Below are 14145 nucleotides of genomic sequence, written 5' to 3' on the forward strand. Positions count from 1 at the left end.
AAACGGAAAGGGAAAGGCTTGCAGCGTAAGGCGCTCGTTACCGGAGGGGCAGGGTTCATCGGCAGCCACCTCGTCGACCGGTTGCTCGCCGCCGGAGAGGAGGTCGTCGTCCTCGATGACCTGTCCAGCGGCAGGGCGGACAACCTGCCCCCGCAGGTGCGGCTGGTCCGGGGCGATGTCTGTGACGCCGATCTGCTCGGCAGGCTGCTGGCCGGGGTGGATTGCATCTTTCACCTTGCCGCGCGGGTTTCGGTGCAGCTTTGCATCTCGGACTGGATGGGGGCGCATCGCGTCAACCTGGGCGGCACCATCGCCGTGCTGCATGCGGCGCATCGGGCCGGCAATATCCCGGTCGTCCATGCCTCCTCGGCGGCGATCTACGGCAACCGCGCGGGCGCGACATGCCGCGAAACCGACCTGCCCCTGCCGATCTCGCCCTATGCCGCCGACAAGCTGGCCGCCGAGCATCAGGCCGCCGCCATGGCCGAGGTGCATGGCCTGCCCTCGGTCGGGCTGCGCTTCTTCAATGTCTATGGCCCGCGCCAGGATGCGGCCTCGCCCTATGCCGGGGTGATCTCGAAATTCTGCGCCAACCGGCTGGCGGACCGGCCGCAGGTGATCTTTGGCGATGGGCAGCAGAGCCGGGATTTCATCTGTGTCGCCGACGTGGTCGAGGGTCTGTTGCGTGCTCGCGACCTGGCCGGCCAGGCGCCGGGCGCCCAGGTCTTCAACCTTTGCACCGGGACCGAGACAACGCTGCTGGAGCTGGTGCGCCAGATCGACGCCATTGCCGGGCGGGGGGCCAGCGCCATCGAACACGCGCCGGCGCGTTCCGGAGACATCCGTGCCTCTTGCGGCTGTCCGCAGGCCGCGCGCGACCGGCTGGGCTTCGCCGCCGCCACGGATATGCGATCCGGGCTGGACAGGCTCTGGGACGCGCTGGTCGCGGCCGGCTAGTTCAGCGGGCCCTCGGGAAAGGGCGGGGGCTCATAGCCCACCCCGGTCAGGTAAAGCCCCTGCGACGGGCAGACCGGTCCGCAGGCGGCGCGGTCGCATGCGGCCAGCGCCTCGGCCACGCGGCCGGGCGGCCAGGCGCCGGCGCCGACCCGCTCCAGCGTGCCGACGATCGAGCGCACCTGGTTGTGCAGGAATGACCGCGCCCGCAGGGTAAAGCGGTATTCGCGGCCCTGCGGGATCCGGGCTTCCTCGATGGTCAGTTGGTCCAGCGTCTTCACCGGGCTTTTCGCCTGGCACATGGTCGAGCGGAAGGTGGTGAAATCGTGCCGGCCCAGCAGATGCGCCGCGCCGGCGCGCATGGCCGCCAGGTCCAGCGGATGCGCCACCTGCCAGGCGCGGCCGCGGTCATGCGTCAGCGGTGCGCGGCGCGAGACCAGCCGGAACAGGTAGCGCCGCTCATGCGCCGAGAATCGGGCGTGGAAGTCGTCCGCCACCCGCGCTGCGGCCAGGATGGCGACGGGGGCGGGTTTCAGGTGCCAGTTCAGCGCCTCGGACAGCCGGAACGGATCCCAGTCGCGCTGCAGGTCGGCATGGGCGACCTGGCCGGTGGCATGGACCCCGGCATCGGTGCGCCCGGCCGCCGCGATCCGCGCCCCGGCCGCGAAGCCGGGGTCGAGCCGGCCGAGCGCCGCCTCGACGGCGCCCTGCACGCTGGGCCGGTCGGCCTGGGCCTGCCAGCCGGCGAAGGGGCCGCCGTCATATTCGATCAACAGGGCGAAGCGGGGCATGGCTAGCGGCGCGGCTTTTCCGATTCGTGCGGGATCAGCAGGTCATCAAGCGTCATCGGGCGCTGCAATTCGGCGGGTTCTGCGGGCGCGGGCCGGGGCCTTACGCCTTCGCGTGCCAGCCGGTCGCGCAGCACACTGATCTCGATGTCCAGGTCGGTGCGGCCGCCTTCCAGCAGCCGGGCGCTGCGGGCGGCGAATTCGGTTTCCAGGTCGTCCAGCAGCGTCTCGTAATCCTGGCGCGTACGCGGGTCGCGGGTCTGGGCGTAGAGATCGGCGAACTTGACCGTCGCGTCGCGCGCGCCCTGCAGGTAGACGCTGAGATAGCGGCGCAGCGCGGCGATGGTTTCGGGATTGTCCTCGACATGGGCGAAAAGCGCGCGCGCGGCGGCGGCGAACATGGCGACGCGGGCCTCGAGCCGGCGGTCGCCGGTGCGCAGGATGGCATCCTGCATGGCCTTCAGATGCGCCTCGCCCTCGGCCAGGATGCGTTGGGCGCGGTCCTGTCGGACGCCGTCGACGCCTTCCATGCCCTTGTCGCGCATCGGGTCGCTGCCGAAGGCGAGCCAGTGCAGCATGGCGCCGGCGACGCCGATCACCCCGGCGCCGGCATCGGCGCCCGGCACCCAGGCGCCGATGGCAAGGCCGAGCCCGGTCAGGATGCCGCCGAAGAGCTTGCGCGGGATCGCTGGGCGGCGGGCGACGCGGCGGGCGTCATAGGCAGCCTCGGCCTGCAAGCCCTGGCGCGTCATCCACATGCCCCAGGCGAGGCTGCCGAAGGCGACGAGATGCAGGGCGAGCCCGGCCGGATCCTGCCAGAAGGCGCTGATGAGGAAAGGGGTCGCCATGATCGTGACCCAGCGGGTGCGCGATTCCAGCGGATGCCGGATCTCGCCCGGCGCGGGGCGGGCGGGTATGCGCGGGCCGGTTCCGTCCGGCCGGGGCTGCGGCGAGAAGCGGCCGCCGAAACGCCTTGCCATCGCCGCCCCCTCAGCCCGCGCCCAGGAAGGCGGCATAGAGCGTCAGGCCCATCAGCAGAAAGAAGGACAGGCGCTGCATGGCTTTGCGGGACATGGGCTTCCTTTCGGCGCGTCGGTCGGTTGGTCGGGCAATCTTGCCCGCAGGATATAGGGCCTTGGGTGCCGGAACGGAAGGGCGCGGCGGCCGGGGGCTCTGCCCCCCGCGCCTCAAGCGCCCCTCGACGGGGCGCATGAGGCGCTCCCCCCGGAGTATTTGCAAAACGGAGAAAGCCGGCCTGGGGCGGCTGGTTGCGGCATGCGGGGCAAATTGGAGCGGGTGATGGGAATCGAACCCACGTATTCAGCTTGGAAGGCTGCTGCTCTACCATTGAGCTACACCCGCGTTGCGCCTTTCTATAGGGGCTGGCGCGGGCTCGTGCAAGCGTCGCGCGCTTGACGGTCGCATGCCGGCGGGGCAAGCAGGCGGCATGATCGATATCCGTCCCGTGGCCAATATCGTCGGCAAGGTCGTCGTCACGCTGGGGGCGGCGATGGGGCTGCCCATGCTGGTCGATTGGTGGCATGGCGACCCGCATTGGCTGATCTTCCTGGAATGCGGCATCCTGACCATGCTGGCCGGCGGGCTGGTGGCGCTGTCCACGCGGCAAAAGGACAAGTCGCTGACCATCCAGCAGGTCTTCCTGCTGACCGCGATGCTGTGGCTGGTGGTGCCGGTGGCCGGCGCGCTGCCCTTCATGCTGGGCGCGCCTCAGGCCGGCTTCACCGATGCCTATTTCGAGGCCATGTCGGGCGTCACCACCACCGGCACCACCGCGTTCCCCGATCTCGACAACCTGCCCAAGGGCACGAACCTGTGGCGGGCCTTCCTGAACTGGGCGGGGGGGCTGGGGATCATCGTGGTCGCCATGATCTTCCTGCCGGTGATGAAGGTCGGCGGCATGCAGTTCTTTCGCTCCGAGGGTTTCGACACGCTGGGCAAGATCCTGCCCCGCGCCTTCGACATCGCGCGCGAGATGACCGGGGTCTATATCGCCATGACCGCCAGTTGCATGGTGGTCTATATCCTGCTGGGCATGAAGGGCTTCGATGCGCTGGTGCTGGCGCTGTCCACCTGCTCGACCGGCGGGTTTTCCCATTACGACGCCAGTTTCGCGCCCTTCATCGGGCCGGCGGAATATGCCGCCGCCTTCTTCATGATCCTGGCCTCGATCCCCTTCATCCGCATGGTGCAGCTGATCCGCGGCTCGGCCGAGCCGATCTGGCGCGACATCCAGGTCCGGGCCTATCTGCGCTGGACCTTCTATGCCATCGCGCTGGTGGTGCTTTACCGCCTGCTCTGGCTCAAGGCGAAGAATCCGTTCGACGTGATCCGCGAGACCACGTTCAACGTCGTCTCGACCTTTTCCGGCACGGGCTTTGCCTCGGCCGACGTGACGCAATGGGGGCATTTCCCCTTTGTCATCCTGATCGTGGTCGGGCTGATCGGTGGCTGCACCGGCTCGACCTCGTGCTCGGTCAAGGTGTTCCGCTATCTGGTGCTGTTCCAGGCGGTCAAGGCGCAGCTCAAGCGCATGCAATCGCCGCACCGGGTGTTCCCGCTGCTTTACGGTGGCCGCCCGCTGGAGGAGGACGTGGTCGATTCGGTCATGGCCTTCTTTACCCTGTTCATCCTGTCCTTCGGTCTGCTGATCGTCGGGCTGGCGCTGACCGGGCTGCATCCGCGCACGGCGCTGACCGCGGCCTGGACCGCCATCGCCAATGTCGGCGTGGTCTGGGGGCCGGAACTGACGCCCGAGGGGGCGGTGACGGATTTTCCCACCGCATCGAAATGGCTGATGATCTGGGGGATGTATCTGGGCCGGCTGGAGCTGATCTCGGTGCTGGTGCTGTTTTTGCCGCGGTTCTGGCGGGCCTAGAGCCGCCTAGTCCTGCGCTGCGGCCGGGGCGATGGCCGGGGCTTCGGGCTGGGCCTCGGCCGCGCCGGGGGCGAAGCGGGCCAGACTGTCCGAGATCTCGGCCGCCAGCCGGTGCTGGTTCTCGGGGTCCGAGACCGGCCAGATCAGCACGAAGCCCTGCACGCGGCCATCGACCACCCGGCCCTCGGCATGGCCGATATGGGTCTGGTTTCGGCCGTCCAGCACGACGCTGCCGCGTTCCACCTTGCGCTCGGGTGCCGGCACCCAGCCGAGCGCGGTGACGAGGCCGGTCAGGTCCAGCATCTCCTGCTGGCCGCCGGGCTGGCTGAACAGGATCAGCGCCGCGCCCGAGCCGTCCTTGGGCCCATAGATCGACAGCGCGCGCTCGGCGCGGTCGAATTGCAGCTTTTCCATCGGCGCGGGCAGCATCAGGCCGGTATGGGCGTCGCGCAGCTCGGCCAGGCCCATCTCGGCCCGCCAGGCCTCGCGGCGGCGGATCAGTTCGGTCATGGCGGTCGCGGTATCGGGCGAGGTGCGCAGGCGCAGGATTTCCTCGGCCATGGCGGCGCGAGTCTTGGGGCCGTCCTTGCCGTCGATGGCGCCGTCGTAATGGCCGGCCCAACGCAGGGCGCGCTGGATCTGTTCGAGCGGCGGCATGGGCACCGGCGCCGCATCCGGGGCAGGGGGGGCGCCCAGATCCGGCACCTTGCCGATGATCGCGATCTCGCCCATCTCCTCGCCCGGCGCGAGGAAGGCGTCCCTGGGCACGGCGCCCGCATCCCGGAACGCCTGGAGCCAGGCGGTGCCGGTCGCCCGATCCATCGGCCCGAAGCCGATGGCCAGCCGGCCGTTCGGCAGGGTCCACAGCCCGGCCTCGGGCAGGGTCTCGCGCCATTTCGCCAGCAATTCCTCGGCCCGCGCGCGGTCGGTGGTGGATTCGAGGCGCAGGAAGAACTGCTCGGGCGCGGGCTCAGCCGCGGTGCCGGCATCGGTGGTCGGGGCCGCATCCGCGCCGGCCAGGTCGCCGGGGAGGGGCTCGTCCTCTGTGGCCGCGGGCTGGGCCTGGGGGAAGGTCGAGGCATTGCCGGCGGATGCCGCCGCCTGGGGATCGGCGTCGGGTTCGGCGGCCGCGTCGCCGATCCGGGTCAGTTCGCGTCCCTCGGCGGCGGCCAGGAAGCTGTCGCCCGGCACCTTGCGCTGCTGCTTCAGCTGTTCCAGCCGCGCCGCCGCCTCTGCGCGCGGCATCGGGCCAAGCGCGATCCCGACCCAGCCGTCGGCCAGCGGGAAGGTCACGACATCGGGAAACTGCGCCCCCCAGTTGCGGGCGGTGTCGGCCGCGGCCTGCGCGCCGCGCTTGGCCTCGATGCGGATCAGCACATCCTCGGCCTGCGCGGCAAAGCCCAGAGACAGCGGCAGAGCCGCACCGATGACGAATGCAAAGCGCCGCATGGGCATGTCCCTCTCATTGACCCTGCGCCGCCCTCTGCCTAGAAGGCGGCAGACATTTCCTGCCAGTTATGCCGAAGGAAGCCCCGATGACCAGCCCAAAGGACCATCAGACGGCGAAACCCGTCTGCTTTCAGGACGTGATCCTGCGCCTGCAATCCTATTGGGCCGCACAGGGCTGCGCGGTGCTGCAACCCTATGACATGGAGGTCGGCGCCGGCACCTTCCACCCGGCCACGACGCTGCGCAGCCTGGGCGCGCGTCCCTGGGCCGCGGCCTATGTCCAGCCCTCGCGCCGACCGACCGATGGGCGCTATGGCGAGAACCCGAACCGGCTACAGCATTACTACCAGTATCAGGTCATCATCAAACCCTCGCCGCCGAACCTGCAAGAGCTTTACCTGGGCAGCCTTGCGGCCATCGGCCTCGACCCGATGATCCACGACGTGCGCTTTGTCGAGGACGACTGGGAAAGCCCGACGCTGGGCGCCTGGGGGCTGGGCTGGGAGGTCTGGTGCGACGGCATGGAAGTCAGCCAGTTCACCTATTTCCAGCAGGTCGGCGGGCATGACTGCCGCCCGGTTTCGGGCGAGCTGACCTATGGGCTTGAGCGGCTGGCGATGTATGTGCTGGGGGTCGAGCATGTGATGGACATGCCCTTCAACCCGCCCGGCAGCCCGATCCCGCTGAGCTATGGCGACGTCTTCCGCCAGGCCGAGCGCGAATATTCCCGCTGGAACTTCGAACAGGCCGATACGGAGATGCTGCTACAGCATTTCAAGGATGCCGAGGCGGAATGCGACCGCATCCTGGCCGCGGCCGAGACGGACGGCGCCGGGCGGCGCATCCCGATGGCGCATCCCGCCTATGACCAGGCGATCAAGGCCAGCCACCTGTTCAACCTGCTCGACGCGCGCGGCGTGATCTCGGTCACGGAACGCCAGGCCTATATCGGCCGCGTCCGCGCGCTGGCGAAACGCTGCGCCGACCTGTTCGTGACCACCGAGGCCGCGGTCCTGCAAGCGGAGGCGGCGGCATGAGTTCGGGCAAGATCGTCGCCTCGATGCTGGTGCTGGTGGCCGTCATGGCCGGCCTCGCCGTCTGGTATCTGCAGGTCTATGGCTTCTACGACCCGGTGGACGAGATCAGCGGCGCGCAGGACATCGTCGTCACCGACGCGCAGGGCGCCACCCATCCGGTCGCGGTCGCGGATTTCAAGGCCATCGACGCGGCAAGCTCGCCCATCCGCTATCGCGCCTGCTTCACGCTGGATCCGGCCGAACTGGCCGATGCCGCGCCCTATGACGGCGCGACGCCGTTGAACGGGCCGGGCTGGTTCAAGTGCTATTCCGCCCGGGCGCTGACCGCCGACCTGGAATCGGGCGCGGCGCGCGCCGTGCTGGGCCAGGCCGAGATCCGCCCCGACGTGGACCGGGTGATCGTGGTCTATCCCGACGGCCGCGCCTTTGCCTGGCACCAATTCAACGACAAGACCCCCGAACGCGGAGTGATGGACTGATGCCCGACCTTCTGATCGAGCTTTTCTCGGAGGAGATCCCGGCGCGGATGCAGGCCCGCGCCCGCGAGGATCTGAAGAAACGCGTCACCGACGGGCTGGTCGACGCAGGCCTGACCTATCGCTCGGCCGGCGCCTTCTCGACCCCGCGCCGGCTGGCGCTCGCCGTCGAGGGGCTGAGCGCGCAAAGCCCGACCACGCGCGAGGAGCGCAAGGGCCCCCGCACCGACGCCCCCGAGGCGGCGCTGGAGGGCTTCCTGCGCTCGACCGGGCTGACCCGCGAGCAGCTGGAGGCGCGCGACGACAAGAAGGGCCAGGTCTGGTTCGCGGTGGTCACGAAGCCCGGCCGCCCCGCCGCCGAGATCGTGGCCGAGGTGCTGGAACGCACGATCCGCGACTTCCCCTGGCCCAAGTCGATGCGCTGGGGCGCGGGCAGCCTGCGCTGGGTGCGGCCGCTGCATTCCATCATCTGCCTGCTCTCGGACGAAGCCGGCGCCAGCGTGGTGCCGCTGGAGATCGAGGGCATCCGTGCCGGCAGCACCACCCGCGGCCACCGCTTCATGGCGCCGGAGGAGATTGCCGTTTCGGGCTTCGAGGATTACGCCGCGAAACTTCGCCGCGCCCGCGTCATGCTGGACCCCGCCGAACGCGAGGCCGCGATCCGGCAGGAGGCGGCGAACCTCGCCTTTGCCCGCGGCTGGGAGATCGTGCCGGACGAGGGCCTGCTGACCGAGGTCGCGGGCCTGGTCGAATGGCCGGTGGCCCTGATGGGCGCCATCGAGGACCGTTTCCTGGCGCTGCCGCCCGAGGTGCTGCAAACCTCGATGAAGGAGCACCAGAAGTTCTTCTCGGCCCGCAATCCCAAGAGTGGCCGCATCGAGGGCTTTGTCACCGTGGCGAATATCGAGACCGCGGACCATGGCGAGACGATCCTGAAAGGCAACCAGCGCGTGCTGGCGGCGCGCCTGTCCGATGCGGCCTTCTTCTGGGACAACGACCTGCGCGAGGCCAAGGCCGGGATGGGTGACTGGGCCGAGGGGCTGAAGCACGTCACCTTCCAGAGCAAGCTGGGTTCGCAAGCCGACCGTATCGCCCGCATCGCCGCCCTGGCGCGCAAGATCGCGCCGCTGGTCGGCGCCGACCCGGATCAGGCGGAACAGGCGGCCAGGGTGGCGAAACTCGACCTGCGTTCCGCGATGGTCGGCGAGTTCCCGGAACTGCAAGGCATCATGGGCCGCTACTACGCGCTGGCGGCCGGCCTGCCCGAGCCGGTGGCCGACGCCGCCCGCGACCATTACTCGCCTTTGGGGCCCTCGGACGCGGTGCCCTCGGCGCCGGTGTCGGTGGCGGTGGCGCTGGCCGACAAGCTCGACACGCTGACCGGCTTCTGGGCCATCGACGAAAAGCCCACCGGCTCGAAAGATCCCTTCGCGCTGCGCCGCGCTGCGCTGGGGGTGATCCGGCTAATCACAACCAATAATCTGCGAATTCATCTCGATGACATTGCGGAGATGGCTGCCTCCATCCAGCCCACATTCGAATATAGTAAGAGAGAGCAGTTCCCCGGCGGGCTTTCGGACGAACAGGCAATGACGGAAATCGTCTCTTCCGTCTCGGTGGCGGCAGCCGTTGCCCGGACGCTTCGAGACTTCTTCCACGACCGCCTGAAGGTCCACCTGCGCGACCAGGGCATCCGCCACGACATCATCGACGCGGTGCTGAACATGCCCGGCAGCGACGACCTGGTGCTTCTGGTCAACCGCGCCACGGCGCTGAACGACGTGCTGAAGACCGAGGACGGCGCCAACCTGCTTCAGGGCTTGAAACGCGCCGGCAACATCCTCGCCCAGGCCGAAGAGAAGGACGGCGTCGAATACAGCTTCGGCGCCGATCCGAAATTCGCCGAGACCGACGAGGAACGCAGCCTGTTCGCCGCCCTCGACCAGGCCGAGCCGGCGATCCGCGAGGCCGTCCGGCTCGAGGATTTCCAGGCCGCGACCCAGGGCATCGCCAGCCTGCGCGCGCCCATCGACGCCTTCTTCGAGGCGGTGCAGATTAATACCGACAACCAGATCACCCGCCGCAACCGGCTGAACCTCTTGTCGCGCATCCGCGAGGCCGGCCGGCTGATCGCCGATTTCGGCCGCATCGAGGGCTGAGCGCCGCTTCTTTCTTGTCCAAATATCCTGGGGGAAAGCGCCTGCGGCCCCGTCCGGGGGCGGCAGGCGCTTGGGGGCAAAGCCCCCGCCACCCCCGCAGCTTGCGCTGTTCTTCGCACTTGCAGCAATGCGCCGGCCATGCCTAATGTGACGGCATCATGACCGCGCTGACAGATCCAGGTGCCATCGTCGAAATCACCCCCTCGGCGGGGATCCAGACCGCGCGCCATGGCTGGCGCGCGAAATGCCTGCAACGCCTGATCCGCATGGAACTGCCGGTGCCGACCAGCTTCGCGCTGTCGGCCGAGGCGGTGCGCGCCATCGCCGCCGGCCAGATGCCAGACCGCGCGCGCCTGGCCGCCATCATGGAACGCGCCGACGGGCTGGTCAGCGTGCGGCCCTCGGCGATGAACCCGGCCTGGGGCGGGCCGGGCACGGTGCTGAACGTGGGCATCAACCACGAATGCCACGCCCGGCTGGTGAAAAGCCGCGGCAAGGCGGCGGCGGATGCGATCTACCTGGGCTTCGTGCAATCCTATGCCATCCATGTCGCGCGGCTCGACCCCGACATGTTCTCGGACAGCGAGGGCGGGCTTGCCGCCGCCCTGCGCGCCTATGAGGACGAGACGGACGAGGAATTTCCCCAGGATCCGACGCGCCAGCTGGCCGAGGTGCTGCGTAGCATGGCGCGGGCCTGGGACGGGCCGACCGCGCGGCTCCTGCGCCAAGCCAAGGGGGCGCCGGCCCTCGCGCCGCTGGGGCTGGTGGTGCAGGACATGGCGCTGGCCATCGGGCCGGGCGTCACCGGTTCGGGCACCATCCAGTTCGTCGACAGCGTGACCGGCACGCCGCGCATCACCGGCCGGTTCCGCGGCCAGACCCAGGGCCGCTCCAAGGGCAAGGGGGCCGAGACGCTCTACCTGACCCGCGACCCGCGCGGCCCCTCGCTCGAGGAAGCCGCGCCCGAGGTCTTTGCCGACCTGGTCCGCTTTGGCGTCGCCGCCCGCGAACGCCTGCGCGAGGAGATGCAGATCGAATTCGTCGTCTCGGACAGCCGGCTGGCGATCATCGACGCGGTGCGGGTCAGCCGCAGTTCGCGGGCCAGCGTGCGCATCGCCGTGTCGCTGGCCCGCGACGGCATCATCCCGGCCGAGGAGGCGGTGATGCGGGTCGAGCCGCGGGCGCTGTCGGACCTCTTGCACCACCAGGTCGACCCGCGCGCGCCCCGCGACGTGATCGCCCGCGGCATCAATGCCAGCCCCGGCGCCGCCACCGGCCGCATCGTCTTTACCGCCGCCGCCGCCCAGGCCGCCGAGGCGCGGGGCGAGCGCTGCGTGCTGGTGCGCCGCGAAACCGTGCCCGAGGACATCCGCGGCATGCATGCTGCCGTCGCCGTCTTGACCGAGCGCGGCGGCATGACCAGCCACGCGGCGGTGATCGCCCGCGGCATCGGCCTGCCCTGCATCGTCGGTGCCAGCGGCATCGCCATCGACACGCGCGCCCGCACCATGCTGGTCGGCGGCCGATTGTTCCACGAGGGCGAGGAGATCACCATCGACGGCACCTCGGGCGAGGTGCTGGCCGGCGCCGCCGAGATGCTGGAGCCGGCGTTGGACGACAGCTTCACCCAGCTGCTCGAATGGGCCGATGCGCATTGCCGCATCAGGATCCGCGCCAATGCCGACACGCCCGAGGACGCCCGCACCGCCCGCAGGTTCAACGCCCAGGGCATCGGGCTGTGCCGCACCGAGCACATGTTCTTCGACGACGAGCGCCTGCCGGCCATGCGCGAGATGATCTTCGCCGGCAAGCCCGAGGACCGCCGCCTGTCGCTGGAGCGGCTCCTGCCCATGCAGCGCAGCGATTTCGCGGCGCTGTTCGAGATCATGGCCGGGCTGCCGGTCACCATCCGCCTGTTCGACCCGCCGCTGCACGAATTTTTGCCACATGACCGCGAGGGGATGCGGGAACTGGCCGAATCGCTGGACCTGCCCTTGTCGGACGTGACCCGCCGGGTCGAGGCGCTGTCCGAGTTCAACCCGATGCTGGGCATGCGCGGCGTCCGGCTGGGCATCACCGTGCCCGAGATCTATGACATGCAGGCCCGCGCCATCTTCGAGGCCACCATCGAGGCCAGCCATAACGGCGACCCGGTGGTGCCCGAGATCATGATCCCGCTGGTTTCCGCCCGGCGCGAGGTCGAACTGGTCAAGACCCGCATCGACGCGGTCGCCGCCGCCGTCCGCAACGAGACGCGCAAGGATTTCACCTATCGGCTGGGCGTCATGGTCGAGACGCCGCGCGCCGCGCTGCGCGCCGGCGACATCGCCGAGCATTCCTCCTTCTTGTCCTTTGGCACCAACGACTTGACGCAGATGACCTATGGGCTGTCGCGCGACGATGCCGGCCGCTTCATGGGCACCTATGTCAACCAGGGCGTCTATTCCGAGGATCCGTTCCACATCCTCGACCGCGACGGCGTGGGCGAGCTTGTTGCCATCGGCACCGAGCGCGCCCGCAGCCACAAGCCCGACATCACCATTTCGGTCTGCGGCGAACATGGCGGCAACCCGGAATCCATCGCCTTCTGCCTGCGGGCGGGGGTGAACTATGTCTCCTGCTCGCCCTTCCGGGTGCCGGTGGCGCGGCTCGCCGCGGCGCAGGAATCGATTCTCATGGGCCGGGAAGCGGCGGAATCGACGGCCGGGGCCGAGTCCTAGGACCAGCCGGTTTTGGCCGGAATCTGCCCGTCCGCCGATTTTCCGTCGGCGGGTTTCCGCCAAAATCGTTTGATTTCAATCGAATCGCGTCACTCACGTGCATGTGGGCTGGATCGGTCCGCCCTGTTTCGGGCCTTTAACGCCAGACCGCCGCCTCCGGGGCGACCTCGGGGCGGACCTTCCGACGAACCAGACCGGGCCGGGCCCGGACCGAAAACAGGACCAACATGTCGATTAGCAAGTCATGGCTGGCGCGCGTTTCCGTGTGTGTGGCTGTCGCCCTTTCCCCTGTCGCAACCACTCCGGCCATGGCCGATGGCAAGCATCAGGTCGCCTATGAAACCAAGGCCGGCCGCGCGCGCCAGGCGACCGTGAAGATCGATCCCGCCGATCTGCAATGCCTGTCCGAGGCGCTGTATTTCGAGGCCCGCGGCGAAGGCGTGCAGGGCCAGCAGGCCGTGGCCGAGGTGATCCTGAACCGCGTCGATCACCCGCGTTTTCCCCAGACCGTCTGCGGCGTGGTGAACCAGCGCGGCCAGTTCACCTATAACAAGAACGCCCGCATCCGCGAAAAAGGCACCTATGCCAGGGTGCAAAAGGTGGCCATGGCGGCCCTGGCCGGCGCGCCGCGCACCCTGACCAACGGCGCGACCTATTTCCACGCCCGCGGCGTGAACCCCTCCTGGTCCAAGCGGTTTGAGCGCACGATCCGAATCGGCAGCCATACCTTCTACCGTTCGGACCGCCGGCTGGCCTCGAACTGAGGCGGCGCCCCGAGGCGGCGTCGCAAATCTGCTGCCCGATGCGCGGCCCTGTCCCTTGCGGCGGGGCCGTTTTCCTGAAAACACGGGTGGCATGGACCAGCCTGACCGTATCCACCTGCGCGACTACATCCTTTCGGCCGAGATCGGCGCGTTCCAGACCGAACGCGGCCAGCCGCAGCGGCTGCGCTTCAACATCGACGTGGAACTGGCGAGCCATGTCGTCGGCGTGAATGACGAGGTGGACAGGATCCTGTCCTATGACATCCTGACCGGCGCGGTTGCGGCGGGGCTGGCGGATCGCCGCTATGACCTGCTCGAGACGCTGGCCGAAAAGATCGCTGCGCAGATCCTGGCGCATCCGCGCGCCGCGCAGGTCTCGGTCACGGTCGAGAAGCTGGACCGCATCCCCGGCGCGCTGGGGGTGACGCTGGTGCGCCGCCAGGCGCGGGTCGAGGCCGACCCGGTCCGGGCGCCGATCCGGGTGATCTTTCACGGCCGCGACCTGGCGCTGCCCGACGGCGCGGTGGCGCTGGTCCCGGACGCGCCGGGGCTGCCGCTGCCGCAGGGCGGCAACCTGCGCGAGGTCGAGCTGCTGGCGCTGGACCAGGCCGCCTGGGCGCTGGCCGGCCATCTGGGGCTGACCGTGGCCGACAGCCGCACCGAGCTGGACTGGGCCGCGACCGAGGGCCGCGCCGTGGTCTGGGCGCCCGCGCGCATGGTGCGCGACGTGGCCGGGCTGGCGGCCGAGCCGCAGGCGCTGGCGCTGTGGCTGGCCGAGCGGCTGGGGGCGAGCCGGCTCGACTGGGCGCTGCCCGAGGGTGCGCCCGAGCCGGCTGTACCGACGGGTTTCTGCATTCCGACCGCACGGCTTTGATCTTCGTGCTTGAATCGCCCGCGCACCG

At 69.5% G+C, this 14145-nt stretch carries 11 protein-coding genes and 1 tRNA gene; 8 read left to right on the top strand and 4 right to left on the bottom strand.

Features of this window, described 5'->3' with window-relative positions; all coding sequences use genetic code 11:
- Window positions 1–18: 18 nt before the first annotated feature.
- Window positions 19–957, top strand: coding sequence for an NAD-dependent epimerase/dehydratase family protein (locus ACDP63_RS05285; RefSeq protein WP_024842943.1), 939 nt, complete (start codon window positions 19–21; stop codon window positions 955–957).
- Here the strand turns inward: ACDP63_RS05285 and truA are convergent.
- The 3 genes from truA to ACDP63_RS05300 all read right to left on the bottom strand — a co-directional run bounded on the left by truA (window position 954) and on the right by ACDP63_RS05300 (window position 3104).
- Window positions 954–1745 (bottom strand): tRNA pseudouridine(38-40) synthase TruA, encoded by a 792-nt coding sequence (gene truA / locus ACDP63_RS05290; protein ID WP_024842942.1) that lies wholly within the window; start codon window positions 1743–1745, stop codon window positions 954–956. The two genes, ACDP63_RS05285 and truA, sit on opposite strands and share 4 nt — an antisense overlap.
- A 2-nt stretch (window positions 1746–1747) precedes the next feature.
- The gene (locus ACDP63_RS05295; protein ID WP_024842941.1) at window positions 1748–2722 is read right to left on the bottom strand and encodes a 5-bromo-4-chloroindolyl phosphate hydrolysis family protein; all 975 of its coding nucleotides are present in this window, start codon (window positions 2720–2722) and stop codon (window positions 1748–1750) included.
- 308 nt (window positions 2723–3030) lie between these two features.
- Window positions 3031–3104: transfer RNA gene (locus tag ACDP63_RS05300), tRNA-Gly, on the bottom strand.
- An 85-nt stretch (window positions 3105–3189) separates the two neighbouring features.
- On the opposite strand from ACDP63_RS05300, the gene ACDP63_RS05305 reads away from it, so the two are divergent.
- Window positions 3190–4638 carry a TrkH family potassium uptake protein gene (locus tag ACDP63_RS05305; protein ID WP_024842940.1) on the top strand — a complete coding sequence of 483 codons (1449 nt, stop codon included), beginning with the start codon at window positions 3190–3192 and terminating at the stop codon, window positions 4636–4638.
- A 6-nt stretch (window positions 4639–4644) separates the two neighbouring features.
- Here the strand turns inward: ACDP63_RS05305 and ACDP63_RS05310 are convergent, their stop codons facing one another.
- Window positions 4645–6087 (bottom strand): peptidoglycan-binding domain-containing protein, encoded by a 1443-nt coding sequence (locus ACDP63_RS05310; RefSeq protein WP_028709906.1) that lies wholly within the window; start codon window positions 6085–6087, stop codon window positions 4645–4647.
- Window positions 6088–6173: 86 nt separating this feature from the next.
- On the opposite strand from ACDP63_RS05310, the gene ACDP63_RS05315 reads away from it, so the two are divergent.
- From ACDP63_RS05315 to ACDP63_RS05340, 6 genes are all read left to right on the top strand, one after another.
- Complete coding sequence (locus ACDP63_RS05315; protein WP_024842938.1) at window positions 6174–7124, top strand: glycine--tRNA ligase subunit alpha; 951 nt, start codon at window positions 6174–6176, stop codon at window positions 7122–7124.
- Window positions 7121–7603, top strand: a complete 483-nt coding sequence (locus ACDP63_RS05320; RefSeq protein ID WP_024842937.1) for a DUF6446 family protein — start codon at window positions 7121–7123, stop codon at window positions 7601–7603. The genes ACDP63_RS05315 and ACDP63_RS05320 overlap by 4 nt, the downstream gene beginning before the upstream one ends.
- Complete coding sequence (gene glyS / locus ACDP63_RS05325) at window positions 7603–9759, top strand: glycine--tRNA ligase subunit beta (RefSeq protein WP_024842936.1); 2157 nt, start codon at window positions 7603–7605, stop codon at window positions 9757–9759. The genes ACDP63_RS05320 and glyS overlap by 1 nt, the downstream gene beginning before the upstream one ends.
- Before the next feature lie 158 nt (window positions 9760–9917).
- Window positions 9918–12479 (top strand): putative PEP-binding protein, encoded by a 2562-nt coding sequence (locus tag ACDP63_RS05330; protein WP_024842935.1) that lies wholly within the window; start codon window positions 9918–9920, stop codon window positions 12477–12479.
- A gap of 308 nt (window positions 12480–12787) precedes the next feature.
- Window positions 12788–13243: a cell wall hydrolase gene (locus tag ACDP63_RS05335; RefSeq protein WP_231486597.1), complete on the top strand. Its 456-nt coding sequence runs from the start codon at window positions 12788–12790 to the stop codon at window positions 13241–13243.
- A 91-nt stretch (window positions 13244–13334) separates the two neighbouring features.
- Complete coding sequence (locus ACDP63_RS05340; protein WP_024842933.1) at window positions 13335–14117, top strand: dihydroneopterin aldolase; 783 nt, start codon at window positions 13335–13337, stop codon at window positions 14115–14117.
- Window positions 14118–14145 lie beyond the last annotated feature (28 nt).

It is taken from the genome of Paracoccus sp. P2 (assembly GCF_046335115.1).
Lineage (GTDB): Bacteria > Pseudomonadota > Alphaproteobacteria > Rhodobacterales > Rhodobacteraceae > Paracoccus > Paracoccus pantotrophus.

Excerpts from the sequence above, each read along its gene's own strand:
- truA (WP_024842942.1), bottom strand. The coding sequence starts at position 1,745 with ATGCCCCGCTTCGCCCTGTTGATCGAATATGACGGCGGCCCCTTCGCC.
- ACDP63_RS05295 (WP_024842941.1), bottom strand. The coding sequence starts at position 2,722 with ATGGCAAGGCGTTTCGGCGGCCGCTTCTCGCCGCAGCCCCGGCCGGAC.
- ACDP63_RS05305 (WP_024842940.1), top strand. The coding sequence starts at position 3,190 with ATGATCGATATCCGTCCCGTGGCCAATATCGTCGGCAAGGTCGTCGTC.
- ACDP63_RS05310 (WP_028709906.1), bottom strand. The coding sequence starts at position 6,087 with ATGCGGCGCTTTGCATTCGTCATCGGTGCGGCTCTGCCGCTGTCTCTG.
- ACDP63_RS05315 (WP_024842938.1), top strand. The coding sequence starts at position 6,174 with ATGACCAGCCCAAAGGACCATCAGACGGCGAAACCCGTCTGCTTTCAG.
- ACDP63_RS05320 (WP_024842937.1), top strand. The coding sequence starts at position 7,121 with ATGAGTTCGGGCAAGATCGTCGCCTCGATGCTGGTGCTGGTGGCCGTC.
- glyS (WP_024842936.1), top strand. The coding sequence starts at position 7,603 with ATGCCCGACCTTCTGATCGAGCTTTTCTCGGAGGAGATCCCGGCGCGG.
- ACDP63_RS05330 (WP_024842935.1), top strand. The coding sequence starts at position 9,918 with ATGACCGCGCTGACAGATCCAGGTGCCATCGTCGAAATCACCCCCTCG.
- ACDP63_RS05335 (WP_231486597.1), top strand. The coding sequence starts at position 12,788 with ATGGCCGATGGCAAGCATCAGGTCGCCTATGAAACCAAGGCCGGCCGC.
- ACDP63_RS05340 (WP_024842933.1), top strand. The coding sequence starts at position 13,335 with ATGGACCAGCCTGACCGTATCCACCTGCGCGACTACATCCTTTCGGCC.